The organism is Pseudomonas sp. yb_2, from assembly GCF_043103905.1.
GTDB classification, from domain to species: domain Bacteria; phylum Pseudomonadota; class Gammaproteobacteria; order Pseudomonadales; family Pseudomonadaceae; genus Aquipseudomonas; species Aquipseudomonas alloputida.
The window spans coordinates 1-16065 of the sequence record NZ_JBICKH010000064.1; the positions used below are offsets into that span (position 1 = coordinate 1).

At 62.5% G+C, this 16065-nt stretch carries 11 protein-coding genes; 2 read left to right on the forward strand and 9 right to left on the reverse strand.

Going from position 1 to position 16065, the window contains the following annotated elements; translation table 11 throughout:
* Nucleotides 1–461: 461 nt before the first annotated feature.
* The 8 genes from ACF8FB_RS15030 to ACF8FB_RS15065 all read right to left on the reverse strand — a co-directional run bounded on the left by ACF8FB_RS15030 (nucleotide 462) and on the right by ACF8FB_RS15065 (nucleotide 12695).
* Entirely contained in the window at nucleotides 462–1235 is a 774-nt protein-coding gene (locus tag ACF8FB_RS15030) for an enoyl-CoA hydratase (protein WP_003250095.1), read from the reverse strand.
* 13 nt (nucleotides 1236–1248) lie between these two features.
* A complete protein-coding gene (locus tag ACF8FB_RS15035; RefSeq protein WP_010953197.1) occupies nucleotides 1249–2376 on the reverse strand; it encodes an acyl-CoA dehydrogenase in 1128 nt (375 codons plus the stop codon).
* 8 nt (nucleotides 2377–2384) lie between these two features.
* Nucleotides 2385–3578: an acetyl-CoA C-acyltransferase gene (locus ACF8FB_RS15040; protein WP_010953196.1), complete on the reverse strand. Its 1194-nt coding sequence runs from the start codon at nucleotides 3576–3578 to the stop codon at nucleotides 2385–2387.
* Between the two features lie 11 nt (nucleotides 3579–3589).
* Nucleotides 3590–4357 carry an SDR family NAD(P)-dependent oxidoreductase gene (locus ACF8FB_RS15045; protein WP_003250091.1) on the reverse strand — a complete coding sequence of 256 codons (768 nt, stop codon included), beginning with the start codon at nucleotides 4355–4357 and terminating at the stop codon, nucleotides 3590–3592.
* 13 nt (nucleotides 4358–4370) lie between these two features.
* The gene (locus ACF8FB_RS15050; RefSeq protein WP_392511522.1) at nucleotides 4371–6017 is read right to left on the reverse strand and encodes an acyl-CoA synthetase; all 1647 of its coding nucleotides are present in this window, start codon (nucleotides 6015–6017) and stop codon (nucleotides 4371–4373) included.
* A 122-nt stretch (nucleotides 6018–6139) separates the two neighbouring features.
* A complete protein-coding gene (locus ACF8FB_RS15055) occupies nucleotides 6140–10585 on the reverse strand; it encodes an NEL-type E3 ubiquitin ligase domain-containing protein (RefSeq protein ID WP_392511523.1) in 4446 nt (1481 codons plus the stop codon).
* 146 nt (nucleotides 10586–10731) lie between these two features.
* Nucleotides 10732–11754: an AraC family transcriptional regulator gene (locus tag ACF8FB_RS15060; protein ID WP_020192118.1), complete on the reverse strand. Its 1023-nt coding sequence runs from the start codon at nucleotides 11752–11754 to the stop codon at nucleotides 10732–10734.
* Nucleotides 11755–11831: 77 nt separating this feature from the next.
* The gene (locus tag ACF8FB_RS15065; protein WP_010953192.1) at nucleotides 11832–12695 is read right to left on the reverse strand and encodes a LysR substrate-binding domain-containing protein; all 864 of its coding nucleotides are present in this window, start codon (nucleotides 12693–12695) and stop codon (nucleotides 11832–11834) included.
* A gap of 112 nt (nucleotides 12696–12807) precedes the next feature.
* Here ACF8FB_RS15065 and ACF8FB_RS15070 point away from each other — a divergent pair, with 112 nt between their 5' ends.
* Together ACF8FB_RS15070 and phnX are read left to right on the forward strand one after the other, a co-directional pair.
* Nucleotides 12808–13914 (forward strand): 2-aminoethylphosphonate--pyruvate transaminase, encoded by a 1107-nt coding sequence (locus ACF8FB_RS15070; RefSeq protein ID WP_103444025.1) that lies wholly within the window; start codon nucleotides 12808–12810, stop codon nucleotides 13912–13914.
* Between the two features lie 34 nt (nucleotides 13915–13948).
* Nucleotides 13949–14776: a phosphonoacetaldehyde hydrolase gene (gene phnX, locus ACF8FB_RS15075; RefSeq protein ID WP_392510855.1), complete on the forward strand. Its 828-nt coding sequence runs from the start codon at nucleotides 13949–13951 to the stop codon at nucleotides 14774–14776.
* A 169-nt stretch (nucleotides 14777–14945) separates the two neighbouring features.
* Here the strand turns inward: phnX and ACF8FB_RS15080 are convergent, their stop codons facing one another.
* Complete coding sequence (locus ACF8FB_RS15080) at nucleotides 14946–16010, reverse strand: AI-2E family transporter (RefSeq protein ID WP_010953190.1); 1065 nt, start codon at nucleotides 16008–16010, stop codon at nucleotides 14946–14948.
* Between the last annotated feature and the right edge of the window lie 55 nt (nucleotides 16011–16065).

Sequence of the window (16065 nt, forward strand, 5' to 3'; positions counted from 1 at the left end):
GCGTCGCCATCGCAAATGGACGGTTCGCTGAGTCAAAACAGACGAGTTCGCTTCTTGCTTCTTGCTTCTTGCTTCTTGCTTCTTGGATGTGGGCATTCACATCGAGTAGGTATTCATTCACGCAGGTGGCGCATAGTCACCTTTCCGCCCTTACGGCGGGTCACTTTTTGTCAAACGCGACAAAAAGTAACCAAAAAACGCTGGCTCCCATCATCCGGCCCCTGCGCTACGCTCCGGGGTTCCCTCGCTACGGTCTTGCTCCCGGGAGTACGCGCTGCAGGCCCCATCCATGGGGCCTCAGCGCTTGACGGGCATCCATGCCCGTCACCTCCCTCCGCAAGCCCTACGCTCGGCCTCCTGAAGTCGCAATCTGCGTCGCCTGAACTATCGCGCACTTAGAAGCAAAAGCCACGGCAACGGCAACGGCAACGGCAACGGCAACGGCAACGAACCGAGTCTGATCAACGGTCCTTGAACTGTGCCTCACGCTTGGCGATGAATGCGGCCATGCCTTCTTTCTGGTCTTCGGTGGAGAAAGCCGCATGGAAGACCCGACGCTCAAAGCGAACCCCCTCGCTGAGGGTTACTTCAAATGCCCGGTTGACGCTCTCCTTGACCATCATGCTCACCGGAATCGACTTGCTGGCAATGGTCGCCGCCACCTTCAGCGCCTCTTCCACCAGCTCTGCCTGCGGCACGATCCGCGCCACCAGGCCTGCACGCTCGGCTTCTTCCGCGCCCATCAGGCGGCCGGTCAGGCAAAGCTCCATGGCCTTGGCCTTGCCCACCGCACGCGTCAGGCGCTGGGTACCGCCCATGCCCGGCAGCACGCCCAGGTTGATTTCCGGTTGACCAAATTTGGCATTGTCCGCAGCGAGGATAAAGTCGCACATCATCGCCAGCTCACAGCCGCCGCCCAGGGCAAATCCAGACACGGCAGCAATGATCGGCTTACGGCGATTGGCGATGCGGTCAGCGTCGCTGAACAGGTCGTCGACGTAGATCTGCGGGTATTGCAGCTCGGCCATTTCCTTGATGTCGGCGCCAGCGGCAAAGGCTTTGGCCGAGCCTGTCAGCACCACGCAGCCGATGTTCGGGTCGCGCTCGAGCTGGTCCAGAGCCTGGTTGATCTCGCCGACAATCTGCGCGTTCAGCGCATTGAGCGCCTGCGGCCGGTTGAGGGTGATCAGGCCAACCTTGCCGTGGATGTCCAACAGGATGGTTTCGAATGCCATGCAGTCTGCTCCTTCAAAGATTGCGCGCAATGACCATGCGCTGAATGTCGCTGGTGCCTTCGTAGATCTGGCAAACCCGAACGTCGCGGTAGATCCGCTCCAGCGGGAAGTCACTCAGATAGCCATAACCGCCCAGGGTCTGCAAGGCATCCGAACAGACCTTTTCGGCCATTTCCGAGGCAAACAGCTTGGCCATCGACGCTTCCACCAGCGCCGGGCGCCCCGCATCACGAAGGGCAGCGGCATGCAATACCATCTGCCGGGCAACGGAAATTTTCGTTGCCATGTCAGCCAGGCGAAACGCCACGGCCTGGTGCTCGATCAGCGGTTTGCCAAAGCTCTGGCGCTCGTTGGCATAGTCCCGCGCCACTTCGAACGCCGCGCGGGCCATACCCACCGCTTGCGAGGCGATGCCGATACGGCCGCCTTCAAGGTTGGCCAGGGCGATCTTGTAGCCTTCACCCTCCGCCCCCAGCCGGTTGGCCACTGGCACTTGCACATTGTCGAAAACGATCTGGCAGGTGTCGGAGGCGTGCTGGCCGAGTTTGTCCTCCACCCGCGCTACCTGGTAGCCCGGCGAATCGGTCGGCACGATGAAGGCGCTGATGCCACGCTTGCCGGCCTCCGGGTCGGTGACCGCAAACACGATCACTACGCCGGCGTTCTGCCCCGAGGTAATGAACTGCTTGCTGCCATTGAGCACGTAATGGTCGCCTTCCAGGCGTGCGCGGGTCTTCAGGCTGCTGGCATCGGAGCCAGCCTGCGGCTCGGTCAGGGCGAAAGCACCGAGCATCGCACCTGTCGCCAGCGGGGTGAGGAACTGCTCTTTCTGCTGCTCGTTGCCGAAGCGCAGGATCGGCACGCAACCCACCGAGTTGTGCACGCTCATGATGGTCGAGCAGGCGCCATCGCCCGCAGCGATTTCCTCCAGCGCCATGGCATAGGCCACATAACCCGTGTCGCTGCCGCCCCACTGCTCGGGCACCAGCATGCCGAACAGGCCCAGTTCGGCCATTTCGTCGATGGCCTCTTTCGGAAAGCGATGGTCCTTGTCCCATTGCTCGGCAAACGGCTTCAGGCGTTCCTGGGCGAACGCACGTACCGCGTCGGCGATCTGTTGTTGCTCGTCATTTACCAGCATGGTTCACCTCAATACAGGCATTCAACAGCCATGGCCGTGGCCTCGCCACCGCCGATGCAGATGGCCGCCACACCCCGACGCAGATTGTTCTGGCGCAAGGCCGACAACAGGGTGACCAGAATACGTGCGCCAGAAGCGCCGATCGGGTGACCGAGGGCGCAGGCGCCGCCGTGGATATTGACCTTGTCGTGTGGCAGATCGAGGTGTTTCATGGCCGCCAGGGTGACCACGGCGAAGGCCTCGTTGATCTCGAACAGGTCGACTTCGGCCAGGTTCCAGCCGGTGCGTTTCATCAGTTTGTCGATCGCGCCGATCGGGGCGGTCGGGAACAGCGCCGGGGTGTCGGCAAAGGCGGCGTGGCCGTGGATGACGGCCAATGGCTTGAGGCCACGTTTGTCGGCCTCGGAGCGGCGCATCAGTACCAGCGCCGCAGCGCCGTCGGAAATCGAACTGGCGTTGGCCGCCGTCACGGTGCCGCCTTCACGAAACGCCGGTTTGAGCTGCGCAATCTTGTCCAGACGCGCCTTGGGCGGCTGCTCGTCATCCTTGATGACGCGCTTTTCCTTGCCCTCGGTGACTTCCACCGGCACGATCTCGGCGGCAAAACGGCCGCTGCTGATGGCTTCCTGCGCTCGGGTCAGCGAGGCGATGGCGAACTGGTCCTGGGCCTCGCGGCTGAAGGCATTGGCCTGGGCACAGTCCTCGGCAAAGGTACCCATCAGGCGGCCTTTGTCGTAGGCGTCTTCGAGACCGTCCATGAACATGTGGTCGATGATCTTGCCGTGGCCCATGCGGTAGCCGCCACGGGCTTTGTCCAGCAGGTACGGCGCGTTGGTCATGCTTTCCATGCCACCCGCCACTACCACGTCTGCGGTGCCGGCCAGCAGCAGGTCATGGGCCATGATCGCGGCTTGCATACCCGAGCCGCACATCTTGTTCAGGGTGGTGCAGGTGGTGTGCTTGTCCAGCCCGGCGCCCAGCGCGGCCTGGCGTGCCGGTGCCTGGCCCTGGCCGGCCGGCAGCACGCAGCCGAACAGTACCTGCTCGACACCGGCGGCATCGATGCCGGCCCGTTCCACGGCAGCACGAATGGCGGCGCTGCCCAGTTGCGGCGCAGTCAGGCTCTTGAGGTCGCCCTGCAACCCGCCCATGGGCGTGCGCACGGCGCTGACGATAACGATGGGGTCATTGGCGAGGGTCATGTTCGCTCTCCTTACTTGGCAGCCATGCGCAGCGCACCGTCGAGGCGGATGACCTCACCGTTGAGCATGCTGTTCTCGATGATGTGGCGGGCCAGCGCGGCGTATTCCTGCGGGCGGCCCAAGCGGGGCGGGAACGGTACGCCGGCAGCCAGTGAAGCACGTACCTCATCGCTCATGCCGGCCATCATCGGGGTTTCAAAGATGCCCGGAGCGATGGTCATCACGCGGATGCCGAAGCGTGCCAGTTCGCGCGCGGCCGGCAAGGTCAGGCTGGCAATGGCCCCCTTGGAGGCAGCGTAGGCGGCCTGGCCAATCTGGCCGTCATAGGCGGCAATGGAGGCCGTGTTGATGATGACCCCACGCTCGCCGCTCTCATCGGCAGCCCCTTCGGCCATGGCCGCCGCAGCCAGACGCAACAGGTTGAAGCTGCCGATCAGGTTGACGTTGATGACCTTGGCGAAGCTGGCCAGGCCATGCGGGCCCTGCTTGCCCAGCACCTTCTCGGCACCGACGATACCGGCACAATTGACCAACCCATGCAAGCTGCCAAAGGCGCTGACAGCTGCATCGACAGCCGACTGGGCCGCCTGCTCGTCACTGATATCAGCCACGGCGAAACGGGCATTGTCGCCCAGTTCGCGGGCCTTGGCTTCGACAGCCTGGGCATTGAGGTCGACCAGCATGACCTTGGCGCCAGCCTCGACCAGCATCTGTGCAGTCGCGGCACCCAGCCCGGAAGCGGCGCCGCTGACGATGAAATGTTTATTGGCTATGTGCATGAGTACTTTCCTTTCAGACGCTGGCAGGGGTGGCCTGTTGCGCTTGTTGTTTGGCGACTTCCTGGTTGCGCAGGATGAAGCGTTGCAGCTTGCCGCTCGGGGTCTTGGGCAGCTCGCTGACGAATTCGATTTCCCTGGGGTAGGCATGCGCGTAGAGGCGCTGGCGCACATGCTGGCGCAAGGTTTCTTCCAGCTCGACGCTGCCGGCGTAGCCGCTGGCCAATACCACGAACGCCTTGATCAGCTCGGTACGCTCCGGGTCGGGCTTGCCGATCACCGCTGCCTCTATCACCGCCGGGTGCTCGATCAACGCGCTTTCCACATCGAACGGCCCCACCCGGTAACCGGAGGTGGTGATTACGTCGTCGCTACGGCCAACGAAGCTGATGCTGCCATCCGGGTTCAGCTCGACAGTGTCGCCGCTGAGGTAGTACTTGCCGACGAAGGCTTTGGTCGGCAGGCCGTGGTAACCGCCGAACCAGCACAGCGGCGACTGCTCACGGTCAACGGCGAGGATGCCTGGCTGGCCGGCTGGCAGTTCGTTACCTTGCTCGTCCAGCACCACGATGCGGTGGCCGGGGATGGCATAGCCGGCTGAGCCCAGGTGCACCGGATGCTGCAGGCCATGGTGGTTGCACAGCACCATGCCCAGTTCGGTCTGGCCGTAGTGATCGTGAATGGTCACGCCCAGCTCGTCGGCGAACCAGCGGATCACCTCGGGGTTCAGCGGTTCGCCGGCACTGCTGACCACCCGCAGGCGGCCCTTGATCGGTGCCGAGAAATCTTTGCCCGCCGCAATCAGCAAGCGATACGCGGTGGGCGAGCCGGCCAGGTTGGTGATGCCCAGCTTGTCGATCACCCGGGCGCAGCTCTCGACACTGAACGGGCCATCGTAGAACGTGGTGGCGTGCCCCAGCGACAACGGACCGGTAACGGCGTAATACAAGCCGTAAGCCCAACCCGGGTCGGCCAGGTTCCAGAAGTTGTCCTCGGGCAGCAGCTCGATGGCATCACGCATGTAGCCCTGAAACGCGACGATCGCACGCAGTGGCACTTCCAGGGGTTTTGCAGGGCCAGTGGTTCCGGAAGTGAACATCAGCAGGAATGGATCGTTGCCTGAGCGCATCACCGGCTCACATACGTCCGCTGCGCGTTCCAGGCATCGCTGGAAGTCCAGCTCACCACTGCGGGCCTTGACAGTGATGATGGTCGGGCAGGCGTGCACATCGTCCAGCTTGGCGCGGTTGTGGCTATCGGTGACCACCACTCGGGCATGGGATTGCTCAAGCCGGTGCTCGATGGCCTTGGGGCCGAACGCGGTGAACAAGGGCTGGTAAACCGCCCCGAGGCGCCAGGTAGCGAGGATGGTCACCAGCAGTTCAGGGGTACGCGGCATCAAGCCGGCAACCCGGTCTCCGGCGCCTACCCCCTGCGCCTTTAACACATTGGCGAACCGAGCAGCCTGCACCTGAAGCTGATCGAAGCTATAGCGCGCGCTGTTACCATCGCGGTCCTCATGAATCAGTGCCAGCTTGCCGTCACCGGCATGCCGGTCACAGCATTCGACACAGGCATTAAGGGCTTCAAGGTTGCCGTGCAATGCCGTCACAACGGCCTGGTCATGGTCGAACGTACGAGCGGCCTCGGCGTAATCGCGCATCATCGGACTCCTGGTTTCTTGTTTTTGGAGTTGAAGCATCGGTCCGACGATGTTCGCGCCGCTCATGCGCGGCGGCAATGGCCAAAGCTGTCAATCTGGATGACTGGTTTGGCCGCCGCTAATCACCCCTCTGCGCGCTCGGCTGCACGCAGGTAGGACTGGGTGAGCCCTGCGACCAGGCGCTCGATATCGAGGTCCTGCTGTTCCTGTAGCCGGCGTAGTTGCTGCTCGAAGGCCGCCGGCGCCAAGACAGGACGTTGAGCCTGCAGCTCAAGCGTGCGCCGAGTGTAATCCGCACTGAGGGCATCGAACATTTGGTCATGTTGCTGGCGCAGGTAACGGCGCCAGAACGCGCGCTGGCTCAGGCTATCGGTCAGGCCCTCGATGGTCTGCGCGCGCGTAACCCGCAGAAATGCATCCTCTACCTGGGCCTGTGTCAGCGCGACAGCATCGGGATAGCGCATGGCATACGGCTGGTTGGGCAACCGCAAACGGCTACGAAGTTGCACCCTGTAAGCCAGCCCCAATGCCAACTGGTCGACATGTTCACTGGCAGCCAGACGCTGCCGGCCATCCTGGTAGGCAATCCCTTCCAGTTGATCCAGCCGGAACAGTTGCCTGCCCAGTTCAAGCAACTCGCCCCTGCGTTCAGGGTTGACTGCGGCGGCTTCGGCCTGCGCCTGCCTCACCAATACCTGCAATGCACTGAAATGGCTGGCAACGGCGTCCGAACATGACAGCGGCAGGCCGGCCCGCTCAAAAATCCGCCGGCACAGCACCGGGTCGCCGTCCAGCGTAGCCAGCAGTGTCCATACCCCGTCAACCAGCGCATCCCGCCCTTCACCCGCTTGGCTGTAGTCCGCAGTCATCTCCAGGCGAGCCAACAACCTGAACAACCCGCTGCTACCCGGTTGCTCCAGCAACCGCAGCCACACGGCCTCACGCTCGGCCTGAACCGTCGCATCCGTATGGCCTACCCAACGCGTACGGGCCCTGGCCAGGTCAACTGACCCCAACTGCTCAGGTGAGTGCCGGTGCTCTTCGATCACATCGAGTGCATACAACCCTCTTTGCTGCATGACCGACAAGGGGTTGTTTTCTATCAGAATGGCGCGTCGAAATGCATAAGGCATCAGCTGGATCTCGGTGGGCACTTCGCGGAGTTGATTGTTGCGCAGGTCAGCACACTCGAGTAGACCACAGAGCTCCAGGCGAAGCGGCCAACTGCCCAGGCGACAATGACGCAGGTTCAGGCTTGTCAGCCGAGAAAGTTGGTGGAAGCTCATGTCCAGCGCTTCCAGCCGGTTATGACTGAGATCAAGATGCGCAAGGTTGGACAAACCATGCAAAACGCCGATCGCCTGGGCATCGAGGCGTATCTCGTTATGCGCCAACCGAAGCGATTGAAGATTCGGTAAATGGGCAATGCCTGTTGGTAGACGCATCAACGCGTTGTTGTTGAGGTTCAGGTGCGTCAGGGCAGTGAAGGGGCGAAGGAAGTCGACCGGTATGTCAGTAATCCGGGTGTCGTTCACGCTCAGCAGGGTAATGCGATGGAAATCGATGTTCGGCGGCAGTGCCGGCAGTGTGCGCAAACTCAAACCGCTCATCGACAAGCGCTGCCCTTGTGTTTGCCCCTCGCCGGCCGAAACAGGCTCGCCCTGCAGTCGCCAGGCTCGCAGGATGCTATCGGCCGTCAACCTGCGGGCGGCGCGTCGACCCTCCTGCAACTCGGCACCGACCCAGCGATTCAGGTACAGCACCAGTTGGTCATGGGCTTCCTGCAGTTCTACCAGGCGCTCGAAGACTGGCTGTGGGCCTTGTTGCACACGCGCCAGCTCCACATCGAGCGCGGCCTCGTCCAGGCCAGGATAAAGCGACCGTAGCTGGTCACGAATGATCGCCCGCTCATCTCTGGGTGCAGCGCCAGGGCGGCCACTGAGCGGGTATCCCACGCGCCCATCGTCCATGCGACGCCCTGGATTGAGCCAGGCCTGCTCCTCTGGCCAGCCGAGCATGCGCGCGATATCCCAATGGGAAGCGGGTAACCGCGCCAGAAGTTTCTCACGCAGTTGGCTCGCCGCAGCACTGCCCACCAGTTGCATCGCTGCCCGCTGCTCTGATGTCAGTGCGGCAGAAAGCGCCTCGAAGATACATCCCGGCTCGTCAGCGATAAACACGTGTGGCAAACCTGACCCGTTGTAGATCAGAAACCTGCCTTCATGCCTGACCACTATTCTTCTTGCCTCGGTTCGCCCGCCGCTACCGAGGCGCCTGATAGACCGCCCATCCAGCCCGCGGTCGCGCAAGTCGAGGTCAAGTTGCTCGAGTTCGAAGCTATCCAGCAACGCAAGGGCCAGTTCGCCGGTGACATCACTGTACGCCGTGCTCAGATACAACCCCGCCAGCCCCCGGCTCAGGCGAGCCAGACGCAAGAGCGAACGGGCGTTCTTCGCGCACGGCAATGGCAGCCGCCGCTCGACACGCGCCATTTGGTGCTCAAGCTCATGCGCCTGGCCGGTTACTTCATTTATGTAGGCCGAAGGCAAACCCGGGAAGTCCCGTTTTACCAACATGCTCAGCGGGTCTGCTGCCAGTGACTGTTCTGTCAGGCGAGCAAACAATTGCGGCCGCAACCCAGCCTCATGCACCTGCATCTGCTCCAGTCCGGCGCCCACGCCTGGCCTTGCTTCACACCAGGCCAGCAGCTCCCTGTCCGATGGCATCAACGCCTTCAGCCGAACACGCTCGAAAAACCTTTCAATGCGTGCATGCGCCTGGAAGGCGCGCAAGGTTTGGCCAAGGCTCACCGGCGCCGGGCGATTCTCCACGAGAACGCCGCGCAACAAGTCTGCATCGATACCTGCCACCCGCATTATCTGCTCGGCCTGATGCGCGTCGACAGGGGAAAGCTGTGGCCATAATGCATCCAGCATGCGGGCAGGCGCCTGCCAGCTTAAGGGTTGTTCACGCATCAGCTGCCAGCCACGCTCACCGTTGTGCAACACGACCGGCCCGTAGCCACCCTCACTCGCTGCATGGCGCAGGCGATAGGGGCCATCGACGACGGGCTGATGCACTTCGAGGTAACGTCCATCGATACGGACCCAGCGGCGGCCCGCCTCGCCACCGCGCTCCTCCTCGAGCAGATCGACAGGGCCCGGCAATGATCGATAATTTCTGGCGTTGAACTGCCACAGGCGACTGCGCCCATTCCCAAGGCTTACCGGCTCCAGGCCCGCGACAAACGCACTGCGCACAAAACTGACACCCGCCACCGTCGCTGCGGTAGCCGCCAAGGTTTCGGCGACCCCCAGCAGATGCTGCAGCGCTTCGTGTTGGTGCCCCTTCGACCAATCCCTCATCCCTTCGAACACTTCAGCGCACGTCTGAGCAACCACCTGCCCCAGCAGCACGCCCCCCACAGCCGGGATGAAAAGGCCGGCGAGGTTTACCAGGTCCAGACCTGCCGCCTTCCACTCAGCGTGTCTGGCGCTAACCGCCCGGCTATCAGCGTCAGCGGTCGGTACCAGCAGCAACCGGGCATCTTCCTTGACCCGTTGCACTTGCCGAGTCGCCAGTTGCGTGAAAACCCCTCCCCCAGGTGTTTCACCCTCAAGCTCGAGGTCCGGCAGCTTGTCTTTCAGGCGCTTGCCGAGGGTACTGACAAAACCTGCACGGTGCTCAAGGCTGATGAGCTGTGTGAAGAACTGCCAGTAACCCGGATCTTGCAACAACATTGCCACGGTACTGTTCATGGAGGCGGCATTGTCGAAGAACCGCAATGCCTGCCGGGGATCACCAGGCAGGTAAAGCACGATGCCCCGTTCATTTCCCGCCTTGTCATGCAGGTGGATCAGCAAGCCATCGACCACAGGTTTCCCTATTGCCCTCAACAGCATGGGTTTGCCTTCGAGCCCTTGTTGTCGCCCCTCCTGAGCGGGGTCCACCACCTCACGCAAGGCGAGCTGCACATCGACGCTTATGTTTCCCTGCAATGCCGCAAGCTCGGTCGCCAGCTTCAACCCCGAACGTTTGTCTTCAGCCAGCACCGCCTGGGTAGCTGGCGGGAAGATCCTTTGCAACGCGTCCTGATAACGCTGACCAACGTCCAGATTGCGACAGGCCGTAATCAATGCTTCCAGCGATGCATTCAATGGTTTATCGCTGCCTGGCAAAACCAGCCCCGTGCCCTCGTAGTAGCGGGTATTCGCAGCAAAGTTGCGCATCAGCCGCAGTAACCCGTTCTCACGCGTCTGGCTGTACCCGTATGTCTGTTGCAAGGTACCTGGCAGTGTGCCGAAGCGTGGCGCCACCCGCAGCCACTCGAGCTGGGCAAATACCTGCCCGTCCGGCAACGGTGCATCCAGCAACGCCGCCAGGTGCTTCTCGGCAAACTGCTGGAGCGGCAGTAACTCAAGCGTCAGGCCACTCAAGCGTGCCTGGCTGGCATGGTGCGCGTTCAGACTGGTGCGCAGGGTGTTGATCTGGCCCCTTGACGCGCGTTTGAGCCACTCAGGTAATCGGGCACCGATGAATCGGTCATGGCCCGTCGCGTTGATGATCATGGTGGGTTCCCCTAGCTATATGACGAAGCCAACCATGTTGTTCAAATGTCGGCCCAGGATGCAGAGGGAACGGGTTCGATCGGCGCCTGCTCGGTAAGCCTTCTGGGCCCGCGCGGTAATGCACTACTGCAGGAAGCGTTCGCCCTTCAGTGCCCTGCCCCTCGCGCCTGGATCAATGCCCGATAATGTCCCGGGTTGCAGCCGAACCACTTGCGAAATGCCTTATAGAACGAGCTGCTGTCGGCGAACCCCAAACGCTCGGCAAGCTCGCCCATGGCCACGTCTTCCTGGCTGAGCCAGGCGATCGCCAGCTCCCGTCGTACGCTGTCCTTCAAGCCCTGGTAGTTCTGCCCCTCTTCTGCCAGGCGCCGACGCAGGGTCGATGGCGACAGGCACAGCTGCCGGGCCAGGCGGTCAGCATCGGGCCATTGCTCAGGGGCCAGGCGCAACAGGTCGGTGCGGATACGCCGCCCGAGGCTGGCCGGGTCACGGTACTTGACCAGGATATTGCCCGGCGCTTCGGCCAGAAAACGCTGCAGCTCCTCCTCGCTGCGCCGCAGGGGCAAGTCGAGGTATTGCGAAGCAATGATCATGCGTGTGCGTGGACGCTCAAAATGCAGGTTCTCCGAAAACATGACCCGATAGTCGTCGCAAAAGGGTGGTTCGGCACAACGCAGATCAATGCTCAGAATCGGGATGCGCCGCCCGGCCAGCCAGCAGGTCACCCCATGCACGATCATCCAGAAGGTGAAATAGGTGAACGCGCGGCGCGGTTCGTCACGCGGCTCATTAATGACAATTTCGGCCAGGCCTTGCTGGCGCACCAGGCTGGGCTGCATGTCTTGAAGCATCAGCGACAGAAAGGCCAGCGAGGTTTCCAGGCCTGCGCCCAGGGTCGGCTGGCCCATGCTGGCACGGCACATGAACGCCAGGCTGCCACTGCACAGACCGCGCGGGTCCATCGCGAAGAATTCGTCGTTGCAGCGCCGGGCCAGCAAGCGCCACAGGCGGGCATAGGACTCGGCACTGACCCTTGCCTCTGGCAGGTGCAGTTGTTCAACGGCGATGCCCGCCCTGGCCAGCAAGCCACTGTCAGGCTCACCGGCAGGGCAGGTCTGCAACAGCGCTTCGCGCACCAGCTGCATGGAAATGGTGTCTTTGTCGCTCATCGACGGTCCTGTCGGCTGATTGCCGGCCATATTAGGGTCTGTATGAAAAGCCGAGGGTGCCCCGTAGCAAACAGCCATCATAGCCCTGCTGCCAGGCTCAGGAATGCCTGAATCAGGCGCAGTTCGCGACGGCGCTCCAGGCAGCCGATCACGTGTTGGTTGACAAGGCCCTCGCCGGCCAATGGTCGTGCCACCACACGGGGATCATTGGCCACTTCAGTGGAAGAAACAACGCCAATCCCCAGCTGCGAGGCCACAGCCTCGGTTACCGCCTCCCGGCTGTCCAGCTCCAGCAATACACGCGGTTGCACGCCCGCCTTGATGCAGGCCTTGTCGAAGGTGCGCCGGGTGGTGGAGCTGGGTTCGCGCAGCACCATGATCTGCTGGTGCAGCGCGGCCAACGGCAAGTCCTCCCGCGCGCTGGCCCAGGCGTGCCCCACCGGTAACAGCGCACACAGGCGCGACTCACAGAGATTTTGCAGATGCAGCCCCTTGCGCGGCTCGATTTCGGTCAGCACCGCCACGTCGGCATGCTCGCCGAGCAGCGCAGCCAAGGTCTCCTGAGCATTGCCCAGGCGCAAGTTGACGGTGACACCAGGGTACCGCTCACGCAGCAGCGCCAGCATCGGCATGACCCGATGCGGGCCGTCGGCGGCTACCTCCAGGCGCCCGGTCAGCAACTGGCGGTTGGCCTCAAGCATGGCCTGCGCTTCTTCGGCCAGGCCGAACATGGCGCGCGTGATGGCCGCCAGGCGCGTGCCCTCCTCGGTCAGCTCCACGCGCCGTGCAGTACGCCGCAACAAGGTGATCTGGTAGTGCTCCTCCAGGGCCTTGACGTGCCCGGTCACCGCCGGCTGGCTGATGAACAGGCGCTCGGCAGCACGGGTAAAGCTGCCCTCACGGGCCACGGCGTCGAAGGCGCGTAGCTGGAACAGGTTCATATTTATCGGCCTGACTTATAGCTGGGATAACAACAAACAATTTGATTGATGGCAGCGCGAATTGCAACCTAGGCCCCGTAGTTTCAGCCCACCGCTTGTGAGGAATAACGGAATGAGCAACGCCCCGATTCTGCTGACCCCAGGTCCCCTGACCACATCAATCCGCACCCGCCAAGCCATGCTGGTGGACTGGGGCTCCTGGGACCGTGACTTCAACCAATTGACTGCCAGCGTCTGCGAACAACTGTTGGCCATCATCGACGGCGCCAGCAGCCACCACTGCGTGCCCCTGCAAGGCAGCGGTACCTTCGCCGTGGAAGCGGCCATCGGCACCTTGGTGCCACGCGATGGCAAGGTTCTGGTACTGATCAACGGCGCGTACGGCCAGCGCCTGGCGAAGATCTGCAAAGTGCTGGGTCGCACCTACAGCACCTTCGAAACGGCCGAAGACCAGCCGACCACCGCCGCCGACGTCGACCGGCTGCTGGCCGAAGACCCGGCCATCACCCATGTGGCGCTGATCCACTGCGAAACCAGCACCGGCATCCTCAACCCGCTGCCCGAGATCGCCCAGGTGATCAAACGCCATGGCAAGCGCCTGATCATCGATGCCATGAGCTCGTTCGGAGCATTGCCGATCGATGCCCGCGAAATCCCCTTCGAAGCACTGATCGCGGCCTCCGGAAAGTGCCTGGAAGGCGTACCCGGCATGGGCTTCGTCTTCGCCGAAAAAAACGCCCTGGCGGCCGCCGAAGGCAATGCCCACTCGCTGGCCATGGACCTGCACGACCAGCACGCCTACATGGCCAAGACCGGGCAATGGCGCTTCACCCCGCCTACCCACGTGGTCGCGGCCCTGCACGAAGCACTGCAGCAATACAACGAGGAAGGTGGCCTTCCGGCCCGCCACCAGCGCTACGCAGACAACTGCAAGACGCTGCTCGATGGCATGGCAGCCATCGGCCTGCGCAGTTTCCTGCCTGCCGAGATCCAGGCGCCAATCATCGTCACCTTCCACGCCCCCACCGATGCCCGCTACCAGTTCAAGGACTTCTACGAGCGGGTCAAGGCCAAGGGATTCATTCTCTACCCGGGCAAGTTGACCCAGGTCGAAACCTTCCGCGTCGGCTGCATCGGCGTGGTCGGGGCGGACGGCATGCAGGCCGCCGTAAATGCCGTGGCCGAGGTGCTGCGGGAAATGGAAGTGCTGGACATCTGACGCTTTGCCCACCCGAACCCAGGAATTCGCGCACATGAACTATAACAACCCCATCCAACTGCAAGCCGCCATCCTCGACTGGGCTGGCACCGTGGTCGATTTCGGCTCATTCGCTCCCACCCAGATCTTCGTCGAGGCCTTTGCCGAGTTCGACGTGCAGGTGTCGATCGAGGAAGCCCGAGGCCCGATGGGCATGGGCAAATGGGACCATATCCGCACCCTGTGCGACGTACCGGAAATTGCCGAGCGCTACCGCAAGGTGTTCGGCCGTACCCCGACCGATGATGACGTCACCGCCATCTACAACCGCTTCATGCCGCTGCAGATCGAGAAGATCGCCGTGCACTCGGCACTGATCCCCGGTGCACTGGACACCCTCACCGGTCTACGCCAGGACGGCCTGAAGATCGGCTCGTGCTCGGGTTACCCGAAAGTGGTGATGGACAAGGTGGTGGAACTGGCGGCGCAGAACGGCTACGTAGCCGACCATGTAGTGGCCACCGATGAAACCCCGAACGGCCGCCCATGGCCGGCCCAGGCCTTGGCCAACGTGATTGCGCTGGGGATTGACGATGTAGCGGCCTGCGTGAAGGTGGACGACACCGTGCCTGGCATTCTTGAAGGCCGCCGTGCCGGCATGTGGACCGTGGCGCTGGTCTGCTCGGGTAATGCTCTGGGCCTGACCTGGGAAGGCTTCCGGGCGTTGAGTGCCGAGAAACTGGAAAGCGAGCGCCAGCGCATCCATGCACTGTTTGCCGGCTCCCGCCCGCATTACCTGATCGACACCATCAACGACCTGCCCGAAGTGATTGCCGACATCAACCGGCGCTTGGCCAAGGGCGAGATGCCGCAAGCCTTCTGACCCCTGCGGTTTCGCTGTATGTGTGTCCGCCACCAATCTGTGTAGGAGCGGGTTTACCCGCGAATACGGTGGCGGCAACAACGGTGAACGCCTGGTGGAAATTGGCCAGCAGGCCCGGCCCTTTCGCGGGTGAACCCGCTCCTACAGCCGACAAACCTGAGCAAGAACGCTATTGTGGCAATTGCACCCGCGGTTTGGTCGCGGCAAAGATCGCCCAGCTGGAAACGAACAGCGCCGCGATCAATGGGCCGATCACGAAGCCGTTGAGGCCGAACACCGCCAGCCCGCCAAGGGTCGACACCAGGATCAGGTAGTCCGGCATGCGCGTATCCTTGCCCACCAGGATTGGCCGCAACACATTATCCACCAGGCCGATCACCAGCACCCCGAACGCGGTAAGCACCACCCCTTGCAGTATCGCCCCGGTCAGCAGGAAATACGCCGCCACCGGCGCCCAGATGATGCCCGCGCCCACCGCCGGCAGCAGCGACAGAAACGCCATCAGCACCGCCCACACCAACGCACTCGGGATATCCAGCACCCAGAAAATAAAACCTCCCAACGCACCTTGGGTAATGGCCACCAGCACGTTGCCTTTCACCGTCGCCCTCACCACACGATTGAACTTCAACTGCAAACGACGCTTCTGGTGCTCGGGCAGCGGGACGGCCATCCGCACCCGGCGCGCAACTTCCGGGCCATCACGCAGGAAAAAGAACAGCAGGTACATCATGATGCCGAAACTGATCAGAAACTCGAATGTGCCCTGGCCAAAGCTGAACGCCTGGCTGGCCAATACCTGGCTACCCTGGGTTGCCCACTTGGTGATCTTGTCACGCAACCCGTCAAGGTTACCCATGCCCATATTGTCCAGCCCACGCTGGGCGAATGCCGGGAGCATGTCCTTGCCGCGCTCGACGTAACCGGCAATGTCCAGCTGACCGCTTTCGATGCGCTGGTACAGCGTGGCGCCCTCTTGCACCAGCAGGGCGCTGATGATGATCACCGGCAGGATCGCCACAAGCAGGCACACCAGCGTGGACGTGGCCGCGGCAAGGTTACGCCGCCGCCCGCAGCGGATCAGCAAGTGACGCTGCAGCGGGGCGAACAGGATGCCGAGGATCACCGCCCAGAAGATTGCGCCGTAGTACGGCAGAAGAATCCAGAAGAAGGCAATGGTCACCAACGCCAAGAGTACTGCCAAGGCCTTGTTCTGTAGCGCGGTTTCGTTCATCGCAGTTCCTCAAATGGCTTATGAGTGATTAGTGCACCGCGCCTGGACAAAAGTG